Consider the following 22715-nt stretch of genomic DNA (forward strand, 5'->3'; position numbering starts at 1 on the left):
GCAGGAGCCGCTGGGTGAGCATGCCGTTGGCCGTGCGGAGTTCTCGACGGCGTCCGGTTTCCCGCCGATGCGGGTGTCACTCTCCAGAGCGCGTCCGATGAACTCCTGGTACCGGGCGAAGTCCGCGGTGACGCGTTCGACGGTGCGCTCGGCCTCGGCGTCGCCCTCCGCCGCGACGCCGAGGGTACGCAGGTCTCGGCTGACGGCCTCGCGCGCCTCGTCGTACAGCTGGATGGCCTTGTCGTACGGGACGGTCATCCGGCCCTTGCCCGCGTCGCCGTTCGCCGGAAGGGAGTTGACGGCCTGGGCGTCCATGTCGTTGAGCGCGAGGTTGAGCCCTGCGGCGCTGACGGTGCGTGGGGCGTGGCGGCCGGTGACGGCACTCCAGGTGTCGGAGGCAGCGATCCCGGACGTGGTCATCAGTCCGGCGCAGGCCGCCGTGAGCAGCAGGAGCACCGCACGCAGGAAGCGCAGCCTGGCGGGCAGCGTGCCCCAGGCGCGGCGCCGAAGCGCGTGCAGGCGGTGGGTCGCGCGCCGCACGGCGGGGGTGCCGGACGTGCCGTCCGGCCCGCGACCCCCTCGTGGTCGCGGACCGGAACGGCCCACCGGTCGTACAACCGCCGTGGGTGTGGGAGTGGCGGTCCGGGCCGTCGTGTCCGGACCTTGCGCGCTACCGGTTGCGGTGGCCACGCACCCCTCCCACCCTCACACCTCGGACGGTTGTCCGATCCCCCGTGCCGAGGATTCCTTGGTCCGATGCGGCCGCCGTCCGACGGCATTGACGTGCCCCTGACGGTCCTCCGGTCCGTTTTGACGGGCCCTTGACGGCCAGGGCCAACGTCCGTCAGAGAGACGTCAATTCGGGCCTTCCGGTGTCGTTTCCGCCTCGCCGCGGGCCTAGCTTTCTTCTCGGTCGCTCACCGGGCCGCGGACGTCAGTGGCCTGATCGTCCCCGGACCGCGGGGGCACGGCTGCCGCTCCCATCCGGCTGCCGTGCCCCCGTACCACGAGCGTCGCTGTCCGTCCGCAGCCGTCCTGTGGGCGCCGGGGATCCGCCCAGCGGGAATCCCCCGTGCGCCCACGGGGCGCGGACGAGGACGGCCCTGCCGTGCACTCCCGGTCGGCGCCGATCGGGCGGGGCCGGGCTCATCCAGAAGGTCTTCCGCGATGCATTCCCGCGCGCCCCAGCAGGCGCCCTCCGCTCCCCCGCCACCGCCCCGTTTTCCGGCCCCCGCTCCGAAGCGGCGGCGCTCGGCGCACGGCGGGCTCCTCGATCCCGTACAGCTCGTGAAGTGCTTCCCGGAGGCCGTGCGCAAGCTTCATCCGCGGGACCTGGTGCGCAATCCGGTGCTGTTCGTCGTCGGGGTCGGTTCGGTGCTCACGACGCTGTCGGCGGTCTTCAACCCGTCCGTGTTCACCTGGGTGATCAGCGTCTGGCTGTGGCTGACGGTGATCTTCGCCAACCTCGCCGAGGCCGTGGCGGAGGGCCGCGGCAAGGCGCAGGCCGAGTCGCTGCGCAGGGCGCGTACGGACACGGTGGCACTGCGGCTGAGACACTGGCGGTACGGCACGGACCTCGACCGGGCCGAGACGGAGGCCGTGGCCGCCACCGACCTCCGGCTGTTCGACTTCGTGCTCGTCGAGGCGGGCGAACTGATCCCGGCCGACGGCGACGTCGTCGACGGGGTCGCGGCGGTCGACGAGTCCGCCGTCACCGGCGAGTCCGCTCCGGTCATCCGCGAGTCCGGTGGCGACCGGACGGGAGTGACGGGCGGTACGACGGTGCTGTCCGACAGGATCGTCGTACGGGTCACCTCACGGCCCGGTCACTCCTTCATGGACCGGATGATCGCCCTGGTCGAGGGCGCCTCCCGGCAGAAGACGCCGAACGAGATCGCGCTGAACATCCTGCTCGCCGCGCTCACCGTCGTCTTCGTCCTGGTGGTCGTGGCGATCCAGCCCATGGCCTCGTACGCCGGCGCCGCCCCCTCCACCACCGTCCTCGTCGCCCTGCTCGTGACCCTGATCCCGACGACCATCGGCGCGCTGCTCTCCGCGATCGGCATCGCCGGCATGGACCGGCTCGTGCAGCGCAACGTCCTCGCCATGTCGGGACGCGCCGTCGAAGCCGCGGGTGACATCAACACCCTCCTCCTCGACAAGACCGGCACCATCACCCTCGGCAACCGGGAGGCCGCCGACTTCGTCCCGCTGCCGGGGATCGAGGAGGCACAGCTCGCGAACGCCGCGCAGCTGGCCTCGCTCGCCGACGAGACACCCGAGGGCCGGTCCGTGGTGGTGCTCGCGAAGGAGCGGTACGGACTGCGGGCCCCGGCCGAGGGCGAGCTCGCGAACGCCCGGTTCGTGGAGTTCAGCGCCCAGACCCGGATGAGCGGCATCGACCTGCGCTGGGACAACGGCGCCGCCTGCCACATCCGCAAGGGCGCGTCGGCGCAGGTGATCGCCTGGGTCGAGATGTACGGCGGTACGGTGCCGGGCGAGGCACGCGCCTGGAGCGACCGGATCTCGGGGGCCGGCGGCACCCCGCTCCTGGTCGCCGTGAACGACTGGGACGGCCCCCGCGTCCTCGGCATCGTCCACCTCAAGGACGTGGTGAAGGACGGCATCAAGGAGCGGTTCGCGGAGCTGCGCCGCATGGGCATCCGTACGGTCATGATCACCGGCGACAACCCGCTGACCGCGCGCGCCATCGCTCACGAGGCCGGCGTCGACGACTACCTCGCCGAAGCCACCCCTGAGGACAAGCTCGCCCTCATCAAGAAGGAGCAGGAGGGCGGAAAACTCGTCGCCATGACCGGCGACGGCACGAACGACGCCCCCGCCCTCGCGCAGGCCGACGTCGGCGTGGCGATGAACACCGGCACGTCGGCCGCGAAGGAGGCCGGCAACATGGTCGACCTCGACTCCAACCCGACCAAGCTCATCGAGATCGTCGAGATCGGCAAGCAACTCCTCATCACCCGAGGCGCGTTGACGACCTTCTCGATCACCAACGACGTCGCGAAGTACTTCGCGATCATCCCCGCGATGTTCACCGGCGCCTACCCGAGCCTGGAGGCGCTCAACATCATGGGGTTGCACAGCCCGACCTCGGCCATCACCTCGGCCATCATCTTCAACGCCCTGATCATCGTGGCCCTGATTCCCCTGGCACTGCGCGGCGTCCGCTACCGGCCAGCCTCCGCACACGACCTGCTCCGCCGCAACCTGACCGTCTACGGGCTCGGCGGCCTCGCTCTCCCCTTCCTCGGCATCAAGGCGATCGACCTGCTCGTCTCCGGTATCCCCGGCCTCGGGTGAAGTTCCGTCAGGGCGGCATCAGGGATCCCCCGCCCCGCTTGCCCGGGGCTTCCCGTGCCGCTTCGATGGGGAGCATGAACAGCGCGTGGCTCCTGCTCGACCGGCCGCCTCATAGGGCGCCCCGTCGTGAGTCCCGCTGCCCGGAGACCTCAGCCCACCGCTGACCGAGGACTCCGGAGTTCCGGGGCGTCGTGACATCCCTGTCCGGCGCCCCTTCTTCGTACCCGTACACACCTTTCATCCCTGAGGGACTGACCAGTCATGTCCGTATCCGACCTTTCCTCCCGCACTGTCCTGGTGACCGGCGCCACCTCGGGCATCGGCTACCAGACCGCACGGCTGCTCGCCGAGCGCGGCGCCACGGTGCTCGTCCACGGCCGCAGGGCCGGCGCCCGCTGAACCCCCCGGGGCGGCCCGCACCCGGGCCGCCCCTCTTCCGCGTCCTTCCCGCACCAGGAGGTGCCTGTGATCCCGCACGCGTCCCACCAGCCGCCGGCGCCCGCCCGTGTGTTCCTCTCCGGCGCACCCGGCACCAGGGCCCTCGCCGAGCACGTCCTCACCACCGGCCACGGCGAGTGGTGGACCGACCGCGCCAAGGAGCCTCGCGTCGTGGCGGTGACCTGCGGCGGACACGCCCTCCTGGCCGGCGACCCCAGCGCCATCACTCCGGACGAACTGGCCCCACTCGCCGGGCACTACGTCGAGACGCCAGGCCGGTTCGTCCCCGTGCTCGGTGCCGCCTTCGAGCAACTCGTCCCGTGGGAGCGGATGCTCTACGTCCACCGCGCCTCAGCCGTCGCGCCCCGCGTGCCCCGGGGCGTGACCGTGCGCAGACTCTCCCCCGAGGACACCCAGGCGCTCAGGGCGCTCGACCCGGCCATGGCCTGGATCCACGAGAGCTGGGACGGGCCCGCCGCCCTCGCCTCCTCGGGACACGGCTGGATCGCGACACGCAGGGGCCGCGTCCTGGCAGTGGCCTGCTCGCGGTTCCTCGGCAGCCGTTACGAGGACGTCGCCTGCGCCACCGCGCTTGACGAACGCCGTCAAAACCTGGCCCTGGCCTGCGTCGCCGGACTGACCGCCGACATCGCGGCCCGCGGCCATCGCGCCGGCTGGAGCTGCTCCCGTGACAACCGCCCGAGCCGCCTCCTCGCCTGGACCGCCGGCTTCCGGCTGACCCACGAATACGTCCACCACGTGGCCGGACCCGTCAGCCGCGCGTCAAAGTCGAGCGAGGCCGCGTAGGAACCGCGTCAGGACGGACCGGCGGCGTTCCGTAGCGGTTCTAGCGTCCGTTGCATGGAGCCACGATTCGTCCCGCAGTCAGAGCCCGACGGCCACACGGTCCAGGACAGCGCGTGGGCCGGCGAGGCCCGGGCCGCCGCCGGCTGCGCCGGCCTCCTGCTGGCCGTGTCCCTGACGGTGGACACCTGCGACGGCGGCCTGAACCTGCCTACGGCGCTGCTGTGGATCGCCCTGGCTGTCGCCTTCTTCGTGGTCCTGCTGCCCGCCAGGGTCGTCGCGGCGCCAGGCCGGCTGACCGTCCGGACCCTGTGGACCCGGACGGCCGTCCGCACGGACCGGCTCGCCACCCTCCGCTGGCCGCACGGCATCGAGCGGTGTCTCGTGCTGACCGACACGGAGGGTGGCCTGGTCCGGATCGACCTGCGTGTGCTCCTCGCCAACCCGCCTCTCTGGCTGCTGCTGGAGACCGACGCGAGAACGTCCTACGAGAACGGCATCCTCAGGGACGGTGTGCGGGACCTCGACCGGCTCGCCCGCCGCGTCGAACGGGACACCGCCCACTCGGTCTTCACGACCTCCGGCCTGCACTGACGCTGTCGTCGTCGAGCGCCTCGGCGGCCCGCGCCGCCAGGTCTACGGCGACCAGGCGTGACTCGAGCGGCGGTGGTACGGAGCCGGGTTCGGGACTCAGCAGGAAGCGGCCCTGGTACCGGCCGTGGACGATGGCGCGCAGTTCGATCTCGCCCTCCGGCCAGCCCTGCCGCTCCAGGTCCCAGATCCAGCCGTCCACCTTCACCGTCCCGTCCGGTTCGAGCCGTGGCGGACGGCCGATGAGCGTGCCGTACTGGAAACGGCACGCCCGCAGCTCCAGCACCTCGACGAGCTCCTGCCGCACCCGTCGGACGACGTCGTCGGAGGAGGAGGTGGCGGAGCGGGCCAGGCGGGTGGTGCCGTGCAGCCGCTCCAGATGCGTGGCGTCGGTGACCGCCACCCGCTTCATCGTCCGGGCACGCGCGGCCAGTTGGGAGACGATCAGGCCGACGGCCAGGAGCAGGACGGCGGTCTCGACGTCGGCACGGTCCTGGATGTGGAAGCTCTGGTACGGCTCGGTGTGGAAGAAGTCGAACCACGCGGCGGCCGACAGGGCGGCGAGCGCGCCGGCGAAGCGGTTGCCGAGCGCCGACACGGCGACGACCACGACGACGAGCAGCAGCGCGAGATTGGTGTGCGTGACGGACGTCCGGAGCGGCAGCAGCACGAGAGCCGCGGCAAGCGGTGCCAGGGCTCCGGCGGCGACGGCGGCCGTGTCCCGAAGCGGAATCCTCATGATCCACCTCGCAGGATCCAGTCCCCCTCTGCCCCCTCTGCCCCCGACACATCAAGCCTCCGCCCGGTGCGGCGTGGAGAGCACCGGGCGGAGGAGTCCCTTACGGATTCCTGACGGTCAGAGGCCAGCGTCAGCGGTAGGCGGCTGTGGCAGGCGGCGGCAGGCGTCAGCAACAGTCGTCAGCAGCGGAAGCGGAGCCGGCACACGACGGCGTTCGTGTCGCGGCGGACGGCGTGGGCGACGACCGCGCCCCGCTGGTTCTGCAGGGCGCGCTGCCAGAGTCGCTCGGGCTCGGCCTCCGGGATGAGAACGGTGACCCGAGTGCCGGGTTCGGCCGTCCCCAGGTCGCGCACGTACGCCGTGATCGGCCGGCCGAGGGAGCGGCGCTCGGAGGGAAGGCGTACGAGGGGAACACCGGGATTCCACAGGGCCCAGTCGCGTTCCAGGGCCTCGGTGGCCGCCTGGTCCTCGGGGTCCGGGTGGCAGACGGTGAGGGCGCGGACCTCGTCGCCGAGGGAGACGGCGGCGGTCAGCGCCTCACTGGTGAGGCGGGTGAGGGACGAGACGGGGACGAGGACGAGGGACCGCTCGCGGTGCGGGGGCTCCGGGATGCGACCGACGCCGAGACGCTCGCCGATCTTCCCGTACGCCCGGTGAACGGCCTCGAAGGCGAGGACGAGAACCGGCAGCGCGATCACGATCAGCCAGGCACCGTCGTGGAACTTGGTGGCCGTGACGACGACCGCGGAGATACCGGTGAGGAGCGCGCCGAGACCGTTGAGCAGGGCCTTCGCCGCCCAGCGGGGGCCGCGCTCGCGGCGCCAGTGCAGGACCATGCCGGTCTGGGCGATGGTGAAGCCGACGAAGACGCCGATCGCGAAGAGCGGGACGAGGGTGTTGGTGTCGCCGCCGGAGAAGACGAGCAGCGCGGCCGAGACGACGGCGAGCCAGACGACGCCGTGGCGGTGGACCTGGCGGTCGGCCTTGAGACCGAAGACGTGCGGCAGGTAGTTGTCGCGGGCCAGGAGCTTCAGCAGGACGGGCAGGCCGCCGAAGGAGGTGTTCGCGGAGAGCGCGAGCAGCACCATGGTGGCGAACTGGACGACGTAGAAAGCCCAGTTGTGGCCGAGGGAGGCGTCGGCGAGCTGGGCGAGTACGGTGACACCCTCGACCGGCTGGAGGCCGAAGCGGGAGATCAGTACGGACAGGCCGATCAGCATCACGCCGAGCAGTGCGCCGAGGGCGACCTCGGCGCGCATGGCCCGTCGGGCTGCGGGGGCGCGGAACGACGGGACGGCGTTCGCTATCGCCTCCACGCCCGTGAGCGCCGAGCAGCCCGAGGCGAATGCCTTCAGCAGGAGCAGCGCGCCGACGGTGGTGGCGTTGTCCGCGAGAACGGAGGCGTGGCCGGCGGACGCGGCCGTGGACACCGGGCCGTCACGGAACAGACCGACGACGATCAGCACGAGGATCGCGCCGATGAAGACGGCGGTCGGGAGGAGGAACGCGCGCGCCGAGTCGACGATCCCCCGCAGGTTCACGGCCGTGATGAGGACGAGTACCGCCAGGCAGATCCACAGGCGGTCCCCGTAGAGCTCGGGGAACGCCGACGTGAGGGCGGCGACGCCGGCCGTCACGGCCACGGCCACGTTCAGGACGTAGTCCAGGACCAGGGAGCCGGCGGCCACGAGGCTCGTCCGGCGGCCGAGGTGCGTCTTGGCGACCGCGTAGGAGCCGCCGCCGTCCGGGAAGGCCGCGATGACCTGCCGGTACGAGGCCACCAGCACGGCCAGCAGGCCCGCGATGGCCAGCGTGACCGGGAGCGTGAAACCGAGGCCGTATCCGCCGGCCGCCGCGAGGACGAGCACGATGGCCTCGGGGCCGTACGCCACCGACGCCATGGCGTCGAGCGACAGCGCGGCAAGTCCGGTGACAGCGGTCAGCTTGTGGCGCGCACCGGTGTCCGGGGGCTCCCCGGCGACGGGCGTGGCCCCGTTTTCGGTGGTCAGAGCGGACATGCGGGTGGTCTCCTTCGTGTTCAGGTCCGCTCAGGGTGTGCCCCGGCCGGCGTGGTTCCCGCACTTCCTGGCGCATTCCTTGCGCCGGGTACCGCTCTCTTCACGCGTTTTTGACACGAGGGCTCGGGAACCGCCGGTCGACACAGCGCCGGCACGTTCGGTCACCGCATGCCGGAGATGAGCCCGACCGGTGCATCTTGACGCTTTCCTGACGCGCCCGCTCCGATCAGTCGTTGACGCGTTGCTTACGCTGGCCCGGCCGTCCGCACGTATGGACGCATACCCCACATCCAGCCGCAGCTCAGGAGTACCCCATGGCCACCACACCGGACGCGCGCACCGGACGATTGCGCGCGTGGATGCTGGAGGGCCTCTCCGACATGGGGAAGGGGAAACCCTCCCGGCCCGTGGAGGCGGCACCGGACGCCGGGCACAAGGGTCAGCGCTGGTGGCGGGTCATGTGTCTGACCGGTGTCGACTACTTCTCGACCCTCGGCTACCAGCCCGGCATCGCGGCCCTGGCGGCCGGGCTGCTCTCCCCCGTCGCGACGGTCGTCCTGGTGATCGTCACCCTGGCGGGCGCGCTGCCCGTCTACCGGCGGGTCGCGGAGGAGAGTCCGCGCGGCGAGGGTTCGATCGCGATGCTGTCGCGGCTGCTGTCCTTCTGGAAGGGCAAGCTCTTCGTCCTCACCCTCCTCGGCTTCGCGGCGACCGACTTCCTCATCACCATCACCCTGTCGGCGGCCGACGCCTCCACCCACCTCGTCGAGAACCCCCATCTCGAAGAGGCACTGCACAACAAGCAGATGATCATCACCCTCGTGCTGATCGCACTGCTCGGCGCGGTGTTCCTCAAGGGCTTCCTGGAGGCCATCGGCGTCGCCGTCGTCCTCGTCGGCATCTACCTCACCCTGAACGTGGCCGTCGTGATCACCGGTCTGTGGCACGTCCTCACCGAGGGCCATGTCGTCACCGACTGGACCGCCGCCCTGACCGCCGAACACGGCAACGTCTTCGCCATGGTCGGGGTCGCCCTGCTCGTCTTCCCCAAGCTGGCCCTCGGTCTGTCCGGCTTCGAGACCGGCGTCGCGGTCATGCCGCACGTGCAGGGCGATCCGGGCGACACCGAGGAGAACCCCACCGGACGCATCCGGGGCACGAAGAAGCTGCTCACCACCGCCGCGCTGATCATGAGCGTCTTCCTGATCTGCACGAGCTTCATCACCACCGTCCTCATCCCCGAGAAGGAGTTCGAGTCCGGCGGCCAGGCCAACGGCCGTGCGCTCGCCTACCTCGCCCACGAGTACCTGGGCAACACCTTCGGCACCATCTACGACGTCTCGACGATCGCGATCCTCTGGTTCGCCGGCGCCTCCGCCATGGCCGGCCTGCTCAACCTGATGCCCCGCTACCTGCCCAAGTACGGCATGGCGCCGCACTGGGCCCGCGCCGTGCGCCCCATGGTCATCGTCTTCACCCTCGTCGCCTTCCTCGTGACCTGGATCTTCGACGCCGACGTCGACGCCCAGGGCGGCGCGTACGCCACCGGTGTCCTGGTCCTGATCTGCTCGGCCGCCATCGCCGTGACCATCGCCGCCCGCAAGGCCGGACAGCGCGGCTGGACCATCGGCTTCGCCGTGATCTCCGCCGTCTTCCTCTACACCACCGTCGTCAACGTCATCGAGCGCCCCGACGGCGTCAAGATCGGCGCCTGCTTCATCGCCGGCATCATCCTCATCTCCCTTCTCTCCCGGCTCGGGCGCGCTTTCGAGCTGCGCGTCACCCACATCGAGCTCGACGACATGGCCGAGCGGTTCATCCAGGACATCTCCCGTCGCACCCCGCGCTTCATCGCCAACGAGCCGGACAAGCGGGACATCGCCGAGTACCGCGAGAAGATCGAGCAGATCCGCGCCGACAACGACCTGCCGACCACCGAGGACTTCGTCTTCGTCGAGGTGACGGTCACCGACCCCTCCGAGTTCGAGGCCGGGCTCACCGTCCGCGGTGAGGTCCTGCACGACCGCTACCGCGTCCTCACCGTCGAGTCCTCCTCCATCCCCAACGCCCTGGCCGCCCTGCTCCTCCACGCCCGCGACGTGACGGGCGTCCGCCCCCACGTCTACTTCGAGTGGACCGAGGGCAACCCCTTCGCCAACTTCCTCCGCTTCTTCCTCCTCGGCCAGGGCGAGGTCGCCCCGGTCACCCGCGAGGTCCTGCGCGAAGCGGAGCCGGACCGGGACCTCCGCCCCCGCGTCCACGTCGGCTGACGCGGGGCGCGGGGTGGGGCGCGCGGGTCGCGGTTTGCGGGGCGCAGTCAGGCGGTCCGGGCCGCCTGACCGGTTTCGTGGGCGGCCGGCTCCTCCCGCGACGCCGGGGCGGAGCCCGAGGGACCGGTGACCGCGGGGGCGGTGAGCGTCGGGTCGACGGTCAGCAGCTCTGCGCCGAGCGGCTCGGCCAGCGAGCGCAGGACCGCCTCCGAGAGCCGGATCCAAGGCTGCTCCGCGCCGAGCGTGGCCGTCAGCCTCTCCGCGGTGGTGAACCCGACCGCGGTACGGCTGCCCAGCGGCGTGCGGAAGACGCGGACCGCCACCGCGCGTGTTCCCGGCCGGACCGGGACGTACAGGGGCCCGGCCGGGTCGGGTTCCTCGGGCTCGGGATCGTCGTCGTACTGGAAGAGGCACATGAGGCGCTCCTTGAGGAACCTCGAACGGATGGATGCACCTGCCGGTCGCGTGAGCGTGATCCGGCACGGCTTCGAAGCTATGCCCCGGTCCCCACACATCTCGCCGGCCCCTGACGGGACCTTGACGGTCACCGGTCGTCTTCGTGCGAATCCCTGACACGCTCAGGCCGGCCGGCACCAGGGCAGGCCGTGCCGATGACGCCGAACGCGGGGACGGGCGGGGCATGCGCCGTGATCCGTCGGGCCGCTCACGGCAGCGGTGAACGGTCCTCGGCCGAAGGGGAGCCCGACGGAGGACCGTGAGGGAGGTACGGGCCGGCTCGGACCCGTACCTCCGCCCTAGAGGCCGATGTCGCGGCGGTTCATGTCGTCGAGCGACTCCCGGCGCACGAGCGTGCGCGCGGTGCCGTCCTTCACGGCGATGACGGGCGGGCGGCCGACCAGGTTGTAGCCGGAGGCCATGGACAGGTGGTACGCGCCGGCCACCGGGACGGCCAGGAGGTCTCCGGGGTGGACGTCAGCGGGCAGCGAGACGTCGTCCGCGAGGATGTCGCCGGCCTCGCAGTGGCGGCCGACGACGGTGACGAGGCGGGGGGCCGCCGTGGAGTGCCGGCCGATCAGACGGGGTGAGTAGCGGACGCCGTAGAGAGCGGGCCGGGGGTTGTCGCTCATGCCGCCGTCGACGGCGACGAAGGTGTGCGATCCGGTGCGCTTGACGGCGAGGACCCGGTAGACACAGACGACGGCGGGTCCGACGACCGCACGGCCCGGCTCGATCGTGAGCCGAGGCACGGGCAGCTTCACCTTGGCGCAGCCGTCCCGCAGTTCGGCCCGCACACGCGCCGCGAGCCGCGGCACGTCGAGGCTCTCCTCGCCGGGCCTGTAGGCGATGCCGTGGCCACCACCGATGTTCAGCTGCGGCAGCTCCACGCCGTGCTGCTCCCTGATCCGCGCCATCAGGCCGACCATGCGGCGTACGGCGGCGACGTACGGCTTGACGGTGGTGATCTGCGAGCCGATGTGGCAGTGCAGGCCGACGAGTTCCAGACGGCGCTGGCCGAGCACCCTGGCGACCGCGTGCTGCGCGGAGCCGTCCGTGAGGGAGAGGCCGAACTTCTGGTCCTCGGTGCCGGTCCGCACCTTGGCGTGCCCGCCCGCCGCGATGCCGGGCACGACACGCAGCATGACCTGCTGACGAGAGCCGTGCGGCACGATCGCGGCGAGGCGCGCGATCTCCGATGCGCTGTCGACGACGATCCTCCCGACGCCCAGCCGCACGGCGGTGTCGAGGTCCTCGGGGCTCTTGGCGTTGCCGTGCAGGACGATCCTCTCGGGCGGGAAGCCGGTGGTGACGGCGAGCATCAGCTCGCCCGCCGAGCACGCATCCAGGCCGAGGCCCTCCTCGCGTACCCAGTGGGCCATCGCACGGCACAGGAACGCCTTCGCCGCGTAGACGACATCGGCTTCGGGGAACGCCGTGCGATACGTCCGGCAGCGCTCCCTGACCTCGTCCTCGTCCAGTACATATACGGGGGTGCCGAACCGGCCCGCGGTCTCGGCGAGCGACACAGCGGCGACGGTGACATCCCCGCCGTGCCCGGGACGGGCCGAGCGGGGCCAGATCGACAGGCCGTCGGTGTCGCCCGGTGCGGGCCACGGCACCTGGGGTGATGTGAGGGAAAGGGACACGACGCCTCCTCAGCCGATCAAGAGGTCGATGCACGAGATGACGGCGGCGGCACCCACCACCCGCAGGACGCCCACGCGCTGGGGGTCCCAGGTCCGCCACGAGCCCTCGTCGCCGCGGGCCTTCACGACCCCGCGGACCTTCGAGTCCCCGCGGGCCTGCCAGACCCCGGGGACCTCCGAGACCCCGGGGGCGAGGACGAGGAGAGGTCCGGCCGGGACGCGTTCGGAAGGCTCGGGGTCCTCGGAGTGCTCGACTTCAGTCATGGCAATGCCCCTCGAAGAAGGAGTGGAAGGTGTGGTGTCGCCCGGACGGTCGGCCGTGCCGGCTCCGAAATGAAGCTTTGCCCGCCGGGCGGGGCTCCGGGCACTTCACTGACGTGCTTTTGACGGCATCCCCCGGACCCGTAACGCCCTCCTGACGGAGGTCGGGCCGACGGCGGCCGGCACGCCTCGATCAGGGTGTGCCCTCCGTCAGCTGACGGGCGTCGAACGGCAGCCACCGGCTCAGCCGACGGTGCGCGGAGACGAGGTCGCTCAGCAGGGGCGACGGAGGTACCGCGAGGACCGGACAGGCGGCATGTGCGACGCAGTAGCGGACGACCGACGGGAACATCAGCCGCCGCAGACCGTCGCGCCGCCCCGCGCCGATCACCAGGAGATCACCGGCGCGGTCGGCGGATTCCACCAGCGCGGGGCCCGGACGACCGCGCGCGACGATGCCCTGCCACGGCACCCCGGGGCCGGCACCGCCGAACGCGGAGTCGATGGTTTCGAGCAGCCGGTCCGCCGCCGCCCGGCGGAAGTCGATCGCCGGAGGAGTCACGACGTGCCGCTGCGCCACCTCACCGTCCGGTGGCAGCCAGGCCAGTACGGCCACCAGCTCGGCCCGGATACGACGCGCCTCGTCCACGGCCCGGTGCAGCGCTGTCAGGCTGCCCATCGAACCACTCACCCCGACCACGACGCGCCGGCCCTCGGCACCCCTCATCGCTCCATCACCCCTAGGCATACGCACATACGGACGTCTGTGCTCCCTGCATACGCCTGCGAACGGCCCGCAGGCCATGGTGTGCGGGTGCGCCTGACGCTTCCCTGACGCCATGGGCCGAGCGACCCGCCCAGCAGCTCCCTCGGTACGAGAACACCCCCAGGAACACGCGTGGCGCAGGAACTGCCGGGCCTTGACGGCGGTGGTTTCGGCGCCCGGGGAACCGCCGTCGTTGACCGGACTGCCGGGACCGTCGGACGCGCGTGCTCACTCCTTGGGGGCGGCCGCTCCGCGATGGACGGGGTCGGTCACCCCCGGCGTCGGTGGTGACGGGTGGGCGCGGCGGCGGCGCAGCCAGGCGTAGAGCAGCAGGCAGGGCAGCAGGAGTCCGCAGAGGGTGAGGACGAGGAACGCCGGGAAGCCGGTGATGTGGCTGACCAGCCACTCGAAGTTCTGTCCGAAGAAGCCGACCACGAAGGACAGCGGGAGGAACACACTGGCGAGGATGGTGAGCCGCTCCATCGTGGCACTCTGCCGGAGATTGATCTTGTTCTGCTCGACGGAGATCACCGCGATGTTCGCCTCCAGGACGGTGGCCAGGAGGTCCCGCTGGGCCGCGACCTCCTCGTTGACCAGCTGCAGGTGGTCGTGCACGTCGCGGATGTACGGGAGGAGCGCGGGGGGCGACTTGCCGGACTGCAGGCGCCGTCCCAGTACCGCGAGCAGCGGGTGCACGGCACGGTAGAAGTCGGTCGCCTCGCGGCGCAGGAAGTAGATCCGTTCGGTCGGCGCGACCGCCCCGGAGAACACGGTGGCCTCGATCTGTTCGATGTCGCGTTCGAGCTCCTCGACGACCGGAGCGTAGCTGTCGACCACCTGGTCGAAGATGGCCCACAGCGTGGAGGCGCTGCCTGCCTTCAGCAGTTCGGGGCGTCTTTCGAGTCGGCTCCGGGCTTCGTGCAGCTCGCTCGCGATGCCCTGGCGAACCGTGATCACGAAGTGTTCGGCGAGGAAGATGCTGATCTCGCCGGTGTCGATCTCCTCGCGCTCGTCGTCGTAGCGCGCCGTGCGCAGGATGATCAGTTCGGTGCCGTCCTCGTACTGCTCCGCCTTCGGCCGCAGGTGGAACGTCCGGGCGTCCTCGACGGCCAGCTCGTGCAGTCCGAAGACCTCACGGACCCGGCTCAGCTCCTCGGGGCTCGGTTCGAACATGCCCAGCCAGACGAACCCGCCCAGGCCGCAGTGCGCGGCCGCCTGCTCCAGTGGCATCGCGCCCTCGTGCTGCCGACGCCCGTCCCGGTAGTGAGCGCAGTCGACGATCATGGCCACCTCCTCGCGGCCGGCCGGCGTGCGCCGCCTCCTGCTCCCCGGCGGCGCGGCGCGCCGTGCCGGCCCCACACCCATAAATGCTCCTCCGACTCACCGGGAATGTCCCGTCTCGACCAGGACCGGACTCTGCGGGCCGTCGATGACCGGGCTCGCGGTGTGCCGACTCCCCGGCGCCCACTATTCCGTCTTGCTAAGTACTGGTAGTCAGCGTTACGGTGTACCAGTAGTCAACATCACTTAGTAGTCCAGGAAGGAGGTGTTCCATGGCCAAGCTGATGACGGAGATGCTCAAGGGCACGCTGGAGGGCATCATCCTGGCGTCCCTGTCCGGCCGGCCCGCGTACGGGTACGAGATCACGGCACGGCTGCGGGAGCAGGGTTTCACCGAGATCGCCGAAGGAACCATCTACGCGCTGCTCATCAGGATGGAGAAGCGCGGTCTCGTCGACGTGGAGAAGGTCCCGTCCGAGAAGGGACCGCCCCGCAAGGTGCACTCCCTCAACGCCCAGGGGCGGGAGTACCTCGAAGAGTTCTGGAGGACGTGGAGCTTCCTCACGGAACGACTGGAACAGCTCCGCGAAGGGGGCAAGTAGCCATGTCCGACGGCGAGAAGAACGGCTTCATCTCCAGGATGATCGGGCCCAAGAAGCGCTGGAGGGCGTACAGGGCGCGCGTCAAGGAGCTTCCCGAGAACCACCGTACGGCGGTCGAAGCCATCGAGCGGTACCTGATGCACTTCGTGCCGACCGACGAGGACAGCAACGCGTCGATGTTCGAAGACCTCGCCGACCTGTTCGCCCAGGCTGCCGCGGACGGGACGCCGATCCGCGAGATCGTCGGCGAGGACCCGGTCGAGTTCGCCGACACGTTCGCCCAGAACTACTCGGAGGGTGGCTACGTCCCCGCCCGTGCGCGAAAGCAACTGACCGACGACATCGCGCGCGCCACCGACATCGCGCACGCCGCCGGCGAGATCGCCGAGACGGAAGACAAGACGGCCTGATCTCGGCACAGCAGGCGCCGGCACCCGGCATCGGGGACGTCGGCGCCTGCGGGTATCGAGCCACTGCACAGGGGGATTCATGGCGACACACAGCACTGGCGGCTTCTCCTCGGCGGGGCTGCGCAGACTGCGCGAGGTACTGACACGGCACGTCGAGTCCGGGCGGATTCCCGGTCTCGTCGCCCTGGTCGGCCGGGGCGACGAGACCCACGTCGAAGCGATCGGGACGATGCGCCACGACGGAGGCGCACCGATGCGCCGGGACACCATCTTCCGGATGGCCTCGACGACCAAGCCGGTCGCGATGGCCGCAGCGATGGTCCTGCTCGACGAGTGCCGGCTGCGGCTGGACGACCCGATCGACCGGTGGCTGCCCGAGCTCGCCGACCGGCAGGTCCTCAGGCGGGCCGACGGCCCGCTCGACGACACCGTCCCGGCGAAGCGGCCCGTCACGGTCCGGGACCTGCTCACCTCCACCTTCGGGCTCGGCATCGACATGACGGCGGCGGGCTCCCCCATCCTGGCCGCGCTCTTCGAGCGGGGGGTCTACGGCCAAGAGGACGGATGGCTGCTCCCGGGACCGGAGCCGGACGAGTGGGTGCGCCGCCTCGGCACACTCCCGCTGATGTACCAGCCCGGAGAACGCTGGCAGTACAACATCAGCAACGACGTGCTCGGCGTGCTCGTCGCCAGGGTCAGCGGCCGGCCGTTCGAGACGTTCCTGCGCGAACGCGTCCTCGACCCGCTGGGCATGAAGGACACCGGATTCCACGTGCCCGCCGACAAGATGGACCGCCTGCCGCCCCTGTACGCCCCCGACCCGGAGACCGGGAAGTTCGTCGTGGAGGACGAGGCCGAAGGGGGGCACCACAGCCGGCCTCCGGCGTTCCCGTCGTGCGGCGGAGGACTCGACTCGACCGTCGACGACTACCACGCCTACTTCCGGATGCTGCTCGACGGCGGCATGCACGGCGACCGACGGATCCTGTCCCGGGCCGCCGTGGAGCTGATGACCACCAACCGCCTCACCCCCGAGCAGACATCCGACCTGCAGGCATGGGCCCGCAGCATCGTCCATCTGTCACACGGTCAGGGGCAGCACGGCGGCTGGGGATTCGGGATGGCCGTGCGCGCCTACCGCGGCGACTACGCGCCCGTCGGCCAGTTCGGTTGGGACGGCGGGACCGGCACCACCACGTACGCCGACCCGCACAACCGGCTCGTCGGCATCCTGCTCACCCAGACCGGCATGTCCACCCCGGATTCGGCTCGCGCCATCCACGACTTCTGGACCACCCTCTACCAGGCGATCGACGACTGACCTGCCTCCCTGTCTACGTATCTACGTACCTACCTCCCTGCGTGCGTGCCTGCCTGGTGGAACCGGAATCACCCGGATCCGGCCGGCGACGCACCGGTGCGCCTCCGCGCCCTCGCGTCGATAATTGCTCCATGATGCGCGTTCGCACAGGACATCCCCTGCCCTGACCTGCGAGAACCCTGCTCAGTGACGTGGCTGCTCATCTCACCAGGAGGTACCCGTGAGGATGTTGATCAACGTTCCGGAGACCGTCGTCGCCGACGCGCTGCGGGGGATGGCCGCCGCCCATCCCGAGCTGACCGTGGACGTGGAGCGGCGGGTGGTGGTGCGGCGGGACGCGCCGGTCGCGGGGAAGGTGGCGCTGGTGTCCGGGGGCGGGTCGGGGCACGAGCCGTTGCACGGGGGGTTCGTGGGGCCGGGGATGCTCACGGCGGCATGCCCCGGGGAGGTGTTCACCTCGCCCGTACCCGATCAGATGGTGTGGGCCGCGGCGGCGGTGGACAGTGGCGCCGGAGTGTTGTTCGTCGTCAAGAACTACACCGGTGACGTGCTGAACTTCGAGATGGCGGCGGAGCTCGCGGAGGACGAGGGCATCCAGGTCGCGAAGGTGCTGGTCGACGACGACGTGGCGGTGACGGACAGTCTGTACACGGCGGGGCGGCGCGGAACCGGGGGCACGCTGTTCGTGGAGAAGATCGCGGGGGCGGCGGCCGAGGAGGGCGCTCCGCTGGAGCGGGTGGAGGCGATCGCCCGCCGGGTGAACGAGCGGTCGCGGTCCTTCGGGGTGGCGCTGAGCGCGTGCACCACACCCGCCAAGGGCAGCCCCACCTTCGATCTCCCCGACGGCGAACTGGAGTTGGGCGTCGGCATCCACGGCGAGCCGGGCCGCGAGCGGCGGGCGATGATGACCTCGCGGGAGATCGCGGACTTCGCCGTGGACGCGGTCGTCGAGGACCTGAGCCCCGCCGGTCCGGTGATCGCGCTGGTCAACGGGATGGGCGGGACGCCGCTCCTGGAGCTGTACGGCTTCAACGCGGAGGTGCAGCGCGTCCTCGCCGAGCGAGGCGTACCGGTGGCGCGGACGCTGGTCGGGAACTACGTGACGTCGCTCGACATGGCCGGCTGTTCGGTGACCCTGTGCGAGGTGGACGAGGAACTGCTCCGCCTGTGGGACGCGCCGGTGCAGACGCCCGCGCTGCGCTGGGGCCGGTGAGGCGACGATGGGGACCGTCGGGACGACGGCGGGAACGGAAGAGGGAGGCGGCATGACGGAGACCTTCGGTGCGGAGTTCCTGGTGCGCTGGCTGGACGTGGTCGCCGAGGCCGTCGACCGCGAGGCGGACCGGCTCACCGAGCTGGACTCGGCGATCGGCGACGCCGACCACGGCGCCAATCTCAAGCGCGGCTTCGCCGCCGTCGCCGACGTGCTGGCGAAGGAGCCCCCGGCGACCCCCGGCGCGGTGCTCACCACCGCCGGACGCCAGCTGATCTCCACCGTCGGCGGCGCGTCGGGCCCCCTCTACGGGACACTGCTGCGCCGCGCCGGGAAGTCCCTGGGCGAGGACGAACAGGTCACCCGCGAGCGGCTGGCCGACGCGCTGAGCTCCGGTGTGGCCGCCGTGTCCCAGCTGGGCGGTGCCCAGGTGGGCGACAAGACCATGCTGGACGCGCTGGTACCGGCCGTGGAGGGCCTGCGGACCTCGTTCGAGGCGGCCCGCGCCGCCGCCGAGGCCGGCGCCCTCGCGACCGTACCCCTGCGGGCGCGCAAGGGCCGGGCCAGCTACCTCGGCGAACGGTCGGTCGGACACCAGGATCCGGGGGCGACGTCGTCGGCACTGCTGTTCTCGACGCTCGCCGAGACCGCGACGGGCCGGGCCCCTGCGGCGGGGACCGCTGAGCCGGCACCGGCTGACGGCTCGGGCACCGAGAGGGCGTCGTGAGTACGGCGGGTGGGGGTCCGGCGGCTGAGGGTCCCGCGGCTGGGGGTCCGGCGGCTGGTGGCTCGACCGATGGTGGCCCGGCCGCTGAGGGTCCCGCCGCCGGTGGCCCCACAACTGAGGGCCCGGCGCTCGTGGGCGTCGTGCTCGTCTCGCACAGCGCGGCGGTCGCGGCGGCCGTGGCCGAGCTGGCCCGGGGGCTCGCGGGCGGCGGGGTCCTCGCACCGGTCGCCCCGGCGGGCGGGCTGCCCGACGGGGGCCTGGGGACCAATGCCGAGCTGATCGCCGGGGCCGCGAAGGACGTCGACCGGGGGGCCGGGGTGGCGCTGCTGGTCGACCTGGGAAGCGCCGTGCTCACCGTGAAGGCGCTGCTTGCCGAGGGCGACGAACTGCCGGACGGCTCCCGCCTGGTGGACGCGCCGTTCGTCGAGGGCGCGGTGGCGGCGCTGGTGACGGCGAGTGCGGGCGGGGATCTCGACGCGGTGGCGGCCGCGGCATCGGAGGCGTACGCCTACCGCAAGGAATGAGCCTCCGCGGCGAGTGCGCGGAGTGACGGAAGGGCCGCACCGGGTGGCGACCGTGTTGTGATGCACCTGGTCAACGCACTAATGTCGCAGGGCCTTGGTGTACGGGAAACCGGTGCAGTACCGGTGCGGCCCTCGCCACTGTGATCGGGAGGTCCGGCTCCACCCCCGCGGGTAACACCCTCGGGGAAGCCACTGGACCGCGACGGGAGACCGCCGCGGTGTGGGAAGGCGGAGCCGGACCGTATGACCGTCAGCCAGGAGACCGGCCAGGGTGCGTTGTCCATCCACGAGGTGCTGGAGAGGGTCTCCCGACCATGCATATAGCCGAGGGGTACCTGCCCCCTGCGCACGCCGCCGCCTGGGGTGTCGCGGCCGCCCCGTTCGTCGTCCACGGGGTCCGCGCGCTGACCCGCGAGGTGCGGTCGAACCCCGAGTCCACCCTGCTGCTCGGCGCCTCCGGCGCCTTCACGTTCGTCCTGTCCGCACTCAAACTGCCCTCGGTGACAGGCAGTTGTTCCCACCCGACCGGTACGGGCCTGGGCGCGATCCTCTTCCGGCCGCCGATCGTGGCCGTCCTGGGGACGATCACCCTCCTCTTCCAGGCCCTCCTGCTCGCCCACGGCGGTCTCACCACGCTCGGCGCCAACGCCTTCTCGATGGCGATCGTCGGGCCCTGGGCGGGGTACGGCACCTACCGACTGCTGCGCCGCTTCGGTACGCCGCTGATGGTCGCGGTCTTCTTCGGCGCGTTCGTCGCCGACCTCTCCACGTACTGCGTCACCAGCGTGCAGCTCGCGCTGGCCTTCCCGGACCCGGGCAGCGGCATCCCCGGAGCGCTGGCCAAGTTCGGCGGGATCTTCGCCGTGACGCAGATCCCGCTGGCGGTCAGCGAGGGCCTGCTCACCGTGCTCGTGATGCGGCTGCTGACCCAGTCGAGCAAGGGCGAACTGACCCGGCTCGGCGTCCTCGCACCGTCGCGGACGGACCGTCACGAGGAGGCGGCCGCCCGATGAGCACCAAGATCAGCCGCAACACGAAGATCAACGCGCTCCTGCTCCTCCTCGTCGCCGCGCTCGCCGTCCTGCCGCTCGTCCTGGGCCTCGGCGACCACAAGGAAGAGCCGTTCACCGGGGCCGACGCGGAGGCGGAGACCGCGATCACCGAACTCCGACCGGACTACAAGCCCTGGTTCAGTCCCCTGTACGAACCTCCGTCCGGCGAGATCGAGTCCGCCCTCTTCGCCCTCCAGGCAGCACTGGGCGCCGGCGTCCTGGCGTACTACTTCGGCCTGCGCCGCGGACGTCGCCAGGGCGTGGCCCTGGCGGCGGGGGCGGCTGCGACTGCGGACGGAGAGGTCGGGGACGGGGGCGGGGACGGAGTCGAGGGCGTGGACTCCGGTACGGCCGGCAGCGGGCCCGTCGCCTCCGCCGGTTCCACAGCCGCCGACGGTGCCGCCGGTTCCGTGCGGACCGGCGGGGGCGTGACCGCCGACGGAGCCGCGGGGGCCGACCGTTCCGTCGGCGAGCGGGACGCGTAGCCGCCGATGCTGCCCATCGACGCGGCGGCGCACAGCAGTCGCTGGCGCGCCCGCCATCCCGCCGAGAAGGCGCTGCTCGGTTTCGGTCTGACGTTGTGCGCGGTGTGTCTGCCGCCGTGGCCGGGAGCGGTGCTCGTGGCTGCGGCCACGCTCGGGGTGCTGCTCGGTCCGGCCGGTGTGGCGGGCCGTCAGCTGTGGCGGGCGTTCCGTGTTCCGCTCGGTTTCTGTGTCACCGGGGCGGTCCCGCTGCTGTTCGAGGTGGGCGGGGCGCACGGGGCGGTCGCTCTCGCGCCGGGAGGCCCGGTGCACGCGGGCGAGCTGCTGCTGCGGACCTCGTCCGCCTCGCTCGGGGTGCTCCTGTTCGCGTTCACGACGCCGGTGTCCGACGTGCTGCCCCGGCTGGTCCGAGCGGGCGTGCCGGCGCCGGTGGTGGACGTGGCCCTGGTGATGTACCGGATCATCTTCCTGCTGCTCGACTCGCTCGCCAAGATCCGGCAGGCCCAGGCGGCCCGGTTGGGGCACACCACCCGGGCCGCGACCTGGCGCTCGCTCGCCGGCCTCGGCGCGACCACGTTCGTCCGGGCCTTCGACCGGGCGCAGCGCCTGCAGTCGGGGCTCGCCGGGCGGGGCTACGACGGGACGCTCCGGGTCCTGGTGCCCGCCTGCGCCGTCTCCCGCCGGTTCCTCGCCGCGACGGGCGTGCTCCTCGCGGGGCTCGTCACCCTCACCCTCGTACTGGAAAGGTTCCTTCCGTGACGCCTCCGAACCCGACGACGCCTCAGGGCCCGGCTCCCGTCGTGGAGCTGGTGAAGGCGGGATTCGCCTACGAGGACGGACCCACGGTCCTGAAGGACGTCGACTTCGCGGTGGCGGAGGGACGGGCGATCGCGCTTCTCGGCCGCAACGGCAGCGGCAAGACGACGCTGCTTCGCCTGCTGAGCGGCGGTCTGCGGTGCGGGACCGGGTCGCTGCTCCTGGACGGGACGCCGGTGGCGTACGACCGCCGGGGGCTGACCCGTCTGCGGACCACCGTGCAGCTGGTGGTGCAGGACCCGGACGACCAGCTCTTCGCCGCCTCCGTCGGCCAGGACGTGTCGTTCGGCCCGACGAACCTGGGACTGCCGGAGGAAGAGGTACGGCTCCGGGTGCGGGAGGCCCTGGAGGCGCTGGACATCGTGGCGCTCGCGGACCGGCCGACGCACCTCCTGTCGTACGGGCAGCGCAAACGTGCCGCGATCGCGGGCGCCGTGGCGATGCGGCCCCGCGTCCTGATCATGGACGAGCCCACGGCCGGTCTCGACCCCCACGGCCAGGAACGGCTCCTCGACACCCTCCACCGCCTCCGCGCCACCGGCACCACCGTCGTCATGGCCACCCACGACGTCGACCTCGCCCTCCGCTGGGCCGACGAAGCCGCCGTCCTCTCCCCCACCGGCCTCCACACCGGCCCCGTCTCCACCCTCCTCTCCGACGACGCCCTCCTCACCTCCGCCCGCCTCCGCCGCCCCTGGGCCACCGCCGTCACCCGCCTCCTCCACACCCACGGCCTCCTCCCCCCAGGCACCCCCGCACCCCGAACCCCGGAAGACCTGGACACCTGGCCCCACGCACCCACCCACCCGGACCGCACCGATCACCCGAGCCGACCCTGACACGGCGCATCCGGCCGCCGTCCAGGGCGGAGTCGTGGCGGTTGTGTGATCCCGCCGGTTACCGAGTAGTAGAAATCACTCTCGGATTCTTCTGCAACTAGTTGCACAACCGGGGTGGGTCACCTAGAACTGAGG

General features: G+C 71.6%; 21 protein-coding genes, 1 pseudogene and 1 riboswitch. Of the genes and pseudogenes, 15 read left to right on the plus strand and 7 right to left on the minus strand.

Annotated features, from left to right (window positions below):
- Window positions 1–1167 precede the first annotated feature (1167 nt).
- From kdpB to ACFVZH_RS28775, 4 genes and pseudogenes are all read left to right on the plus strand, one after another.
- A complete protein-coding gene (gene kdpB / locus ACFVZH_RS28760; RefSeq protein WP_384901705.1) occupies window positions 1168–3321 on the plus strand; it encodes a potassium-transporting ATPase subunit KdpB in 2154 nt (717 codons plus the stop codon).
- 261 nt (window positions 3322–3582) lie between these two features.
- Window positions 3583–3708, plus strand: a pseudogene (locus tag ACFVZH_RS28765) (SDR family NAD(P)-dependent oxidoreductase); the annotation flags it as partial.
- Between the two features lie 78 nt (window positions 3709–3786).
- Window positions 3787–4566, plus strand: a complete 780-nt coding sequence (locus ACFVZH_RS28770) for a GNAT family N-acetyltransferase (protein ID WP_384901707.1) — start codon at window positions 3787–3789, stop codon at window positions 4564–4566.
- Between the two features lie 54 nt (window positions 4567–4620).
- On the plus strand, window positions 4621–5157 hold the full coding sequence (locus ACFVZH_RS28775) for a hypothetical protein (RefSeq protein ID WP_384901709.1): 537 nt from the start codon (window positions 4621–4623) through the stop codon (window positions 5155–5157).
- Here the strand turns inward: ACFVZH_RS28775 and ACFVZH_RS28780 are convergent.
- Entirely contained in the window at window positions 5135–5893 is a 759-nt protein-coding gene (locus ACFVZH_RS28780) for a DUF4118 domain-containing protein (protein WP_384901711.1), read from the minus strand. The genes ACFVZH_RS28775 and ACFVZH_RS28780 overlap by 23 nt on opposite strands.
- A gap of 179 nt (window positions 5894–6072) precedes the next feature.
- Window positions 6073–7911, minus strand: a complete 1839-nt coding sequence (locus tag ACFVZH_RS28785; protein ID WP_384901712.1) for an APC family permease — start codon at window positions 7909–7911, stop codon at window positions 6073–6075.
- 314 nt (window positions 7912–8225) lie between these two features.
- On the opposite strand from ACFVZH_RS28785, the gene ACFVZH_RS28790 reads away from it, so the two are divergent.
- Window positions 8226–10181: an amino acid transporter gene (locus tag ACFVZH_RS28790; protein ID WP_384901714.1), complete on the plus strand. Its 1956-nt coding sequence runs from the start codon at window positions 8226–8228 to the stop codon at window positions 10179–10181.
- A gap of 47 nt (window positions 10182–10228) precedes the next feature.
- Here ACFVZH_RS28790 and ACFVZH_RS28795 read toward each other — a convergent pair whose 3' ends face one another.
- The 5 genes from ACFVZH_RS28795 to ACFVZH_RS28815 all read right to left on the minus strand — a co-directional run bounded on the left by ACFVZH_RS28795 (window position 10229) and on the right by ACFVZH_RS28815 (window position 14597).
- Complete coding sequence (locus ACFVZH_RS28795) at window positions 10229–10597, minus strand: SAV_915 family protein (protein ID WP_384901716.1); 369 nt, start codon at window positions 10595–10597, stop codon at window positions 10229–10231.
- 339 nt (window positions 10598–10936) lie between these two features.
- A complete protein-coding gene (gene lysA / locus ACFVZH_RS28800; protein ID WP_384901717.1) occupies window positions 10937–12286 on the minus strand; it encodes a diaminopimelate decarboxylase in 1350 nt (449 codons plus the stop codon).
- Between the two features lie 9 nt (window positions 12287–12295).
- On the minus strand, window positions 12296–12550 hold the full coding sequence (locus ACFVZH_RS28805; RefSeq protein WP_384901719.1) for a hypothetical protein: 255 nt from the start codon (window positions 12548–12550) through the stop codon (window positions 12296–12298).
- A 190-nt stretch (window positions 12551–12740) separates the two neighbouring features.
- Window positions 12741–13274, minus strand: coding sequence for a universal stress protein (locus tag ACFVZH_RS28810; protein ID WP_384901721.1), 534 nt, complete (start codon window positions 13272–13274; stop codon window positions 12741–12743).
- Between the two features lie 267 nt (window positions 13275–13541).
- Window positions 13542–14597 (minus strand): magnesium and cobalt transport protein CorA, encoded by a 1056-nt coding sequence (locus ACFVZH_RS28815; RefSeq protein WP_384901722.1) that lies wholly within the window; start codon window positions 14595–14597, stop codon window positions 13542–13544.
- Between the two features lie 269 nt (window positions 14598–14866).
- Between ACFVZH_RS28815 and ACFVZH_RS28820 the strand changes: the two genes are divergently transcribed.
- The 10 genes from ACFVZH_RS28820 to ACFVZH_RS28865 all read left to right on the plus strand — a co-directional run bounded on the left by ACFVZH_RS28820 (window position 14867) and on the right by ACFVZH_RS28865 (window position 22580).
- Window positions 14867–15196: a PadR family transcriptional regulator gene (locus tag ACFVZH_RS28820; protein ID WP_384901724.1), complete on the plus strand. Its 330-nt coding sequence runs from the start codon at window positions 14867–14869 to the stop codon at window positions 15194–15196.
- Between the two features lie 2 nt (window positions 15197–15198).
- Entirely contained in the window at window positions 15199–15606 is a 408-nt protein-coding gene (locus ACFVZH_RS28825) for a DUF1048 domain-containing protein (RefSeq protein ID WP_384901726.1), read from the plus strand.
- Window positions 15607–15685: 79 nt separating this feature from the next.
- Window positions 15686–16927: a serine hydrolase domain-containing protein gene (locus tag ACFVZH_RS28830; protein WP_384901727.1), complete on the plus strand. Its 1242-nt coding sequence runs from the start codon at window positions 15686–15688 to the stop codon at window positions 16925–16927.
- Between the two features lie 220 nt (window positions 16928–17147).
- Window positions 17148–18140, plus strand: a complete 993-nt coding sequence (gene dhaK / locus ACFVZH_RS28835; RefSeq protein WP_384901729.1) for a dihydroxyacetone kinase subunit DhaK — start codon at window positions 17148–17150, stop codon at window positions 18138–18140.
- Window positions 18141–18192: 52 nt separating this feature from the next.
- Window positions 18193–18867, plus strand: coding sequence for a dihydroxyacetone kinase subunit DhaL (gene dhaL, locus ACFVZH_RS28840; RefSeq protein ID WP_384901731.1), 675 nt, complete (start codon window positions 18193–18195; stop codon window positions 18865–18867).
- Window positions 18868–18998: 131 nt separating this feature from the next.
- Window positions 18999–19391, plus strand: coding sequence for a PTS-dependent dihydroxyacetone kinase phosphotransferase subunit DhaM (locus tag ACFVZH_RS28845; protein WP_384901732.1), 393 nt, complete (start codon window positions 18999–19001; stop codon window positions 19389–19391).
- A gap of 50 nt (window positions 19392–19441) precedes the next feature.
- A riboswitch (cobalamin riboswitch) is annotated at window positions 19442–19677 on the plus strand.
- A gap of 28 nt (window positions 19678–19705) precedes the next feature.
- Window positions 19706–20404, plus strand: coding sequence for an energy-coupling factor ABC transporter permease (locus ACFVZH_RS28850; protein WP_384901734.1), 699 nt, complete (start codon window positions 19706–19708; stop codon window positions 20402–20404).
- The gene (locus ACFVZH_RS28855; protein WP_384901736.1) at window positions 20401–20928 is read left to right on the plus strand and encodes an energy-coupling factor ABC transporter substrate-binding protein; all 528 of its coding nucleotides are present in this window, start codon (window positions 20401–20403) and stop codon (window positions 20926–20928) included. Before ACFVZH_RS28850 ends, ACFVZH_RS28855 begins: the two co-directional genes overlap by 4 nt.
- A gap of 6 nt (window positions 20929–20934) precedes the next feature.
- A complete protein-coding gene (gene cbiQ, locus ACFVZH_RS28860; RefSeq protein ID WP_384901738.1) occupies window positions 20935–21684 on the plus strand; it encodes a cobalt ECF transporter T component CbiQ in 750 nt (249 codons plus the stop codon).
- Window positions 21681–22580, plus strand: coding sequence for an ATP-binding cassette domain-containing protein (locus ACFVZH_RS28865; protein ID WP_384901740.1), 900 nt, complete (start codon window positions 21681–21683; stop codon window positions 22578–22580). Before cbiQ ends, ACFVZH_RS28865 begins: the two co-directional genes overlap by 4 nt.
- Window positions 22581–22715 lie beyond the last annotated feature (135 nt).

Source organism: Streptomyces sp. NPDC059534 (genome assembly GCF_042743475.1).
Lineage (GTDB): Bacteria > Actinomycetota > Actinomycetes > Streptomycetales > Streptomycetaceae > Streptomyces.

What these genes read in the sequence shown, in the direction of transcription:
- ACFVZH_RS28780 (WP_384901711.1), bottom strand. Translation starts at nt 5,893, where the DNA reads ATGAGGATTCCGCTTCGGGACACGGCCGCCGTCGCCGCCGGAGCCCTG.
- ACFVZH_RS28810 (WP_384901721.1), bottom strand. Translation starts at nt 13,274, where the DNA reads ATGAGGGGTGCCGAGGGCCGGCGCGTCGTGGTCGGGGTGAGTGGTTCG.
- ACFVZH_RS28815 (WP_384901722.1), bottom strand. Translation starts at nt 14,597, where the DNA reads ATGATCGTCGACTGCGCTCACTACCGGGACGGGCGTCGGCAGCACGAG.
- ACFVZH_RS28805 (WP_384901719.1), bottom strand. Translation starts at nt 12,550, where the DNA reads ATGACTGAAGTCGAGCACTCCGAGGACCCCGAGCCTTCCGAACGCGTC.
- cbiQ (WP_384901738.1), top strand. Translation starts at nt 20,935, where the DNA reads ATGCTGCCCATCGACGCGGCGGCGCACAGCAGTCGCTGGCGCGCCCGC.
- ACFVZH_RS28850 (WP_384901734.1), top strand. Translation starts at nt 19,706, where the DNA reads ATGCATATAGCCGAGGGGTACCTGCCCCCTGCGCACGCCGCCGCCTGG.
- ACFVZH_RS28820 (WP_384901724.1), top strand. Translation starts at nt 14,867, where the DNA reads ATGGCCAAGCTGATGACGGAGATGCTCAAGGGCACGCTGGAGGGCATC.
- ACFVZH_RS28775 (WP_384901709.1), top strand. Translation starts at nt 4,621, where the DNA reads ATGGAGCCACGATTCGTCCCGCAGTCAGAGCCCGACGGCCACACGGTC.
- ACFVZH_RS28785 (WP_384901712.1), bottom strand. Translation starts at nt 7,911, where the DNA reads ATGTCCGCTCTGACCACCGAAAACGGGGCCACGCCCGTCGCCGGGGAG.
- dhaL (WP_384901731.1), top strand. Translation starts at nt 18,193, where the DNA reads ATGACGGAGACCTTCGGTGCGGAGTTCCTGGTGCGCTGGCTGGACGTG.
- kdpB (WP_384901705.1), top strand. Translation starts at nt 1,168, where the DNA reads ATGCATTCCCGCGCGCCCCAGCAGGCGCCCTCCGCTCCCCCGCCACCG.
- ACFVZH_RS28790 (WP_384901714.1), top strand. Translation starts at nt 8,226, where the DNA reads ATGGCCACCACACCGGACGCGCGCACCGGACGATTGCGCGCGTGGATG.
- ACFVZH_RS28825 (WP_384901726.1), top strand. Translation starts at nt 15,199, where the DNA reads ATGTCCGACGGCGAGAAGAACGGCTTCATCTCCAGGATGATCGGGCCC.
- ACFVZH_RS28795 (WP_384901716.1), bottom strand. Translation starts at nt 10,597, where the DNA reads ATGTGCCTCTTCCAGTACGACGACGATCCCGAGCCCGAGGAACCCGAC.
- ACFVZH_RS28855 (WP_384901736.1), top strand. Translation starts at nt 20,401, where the DNA reads ATGAGCACCAAGATCAGCCGCAACACGAAGATCAACGCGCTCCTGCTC.
- ACFVZH_RS28830 (WP_384901727.1), top strand. Translation starts at nt 15,686, where the DNA reads ATGGCGACACACAGCACTGGCGGCTTCTCCTCGGCGGGGCTGCGCAGA.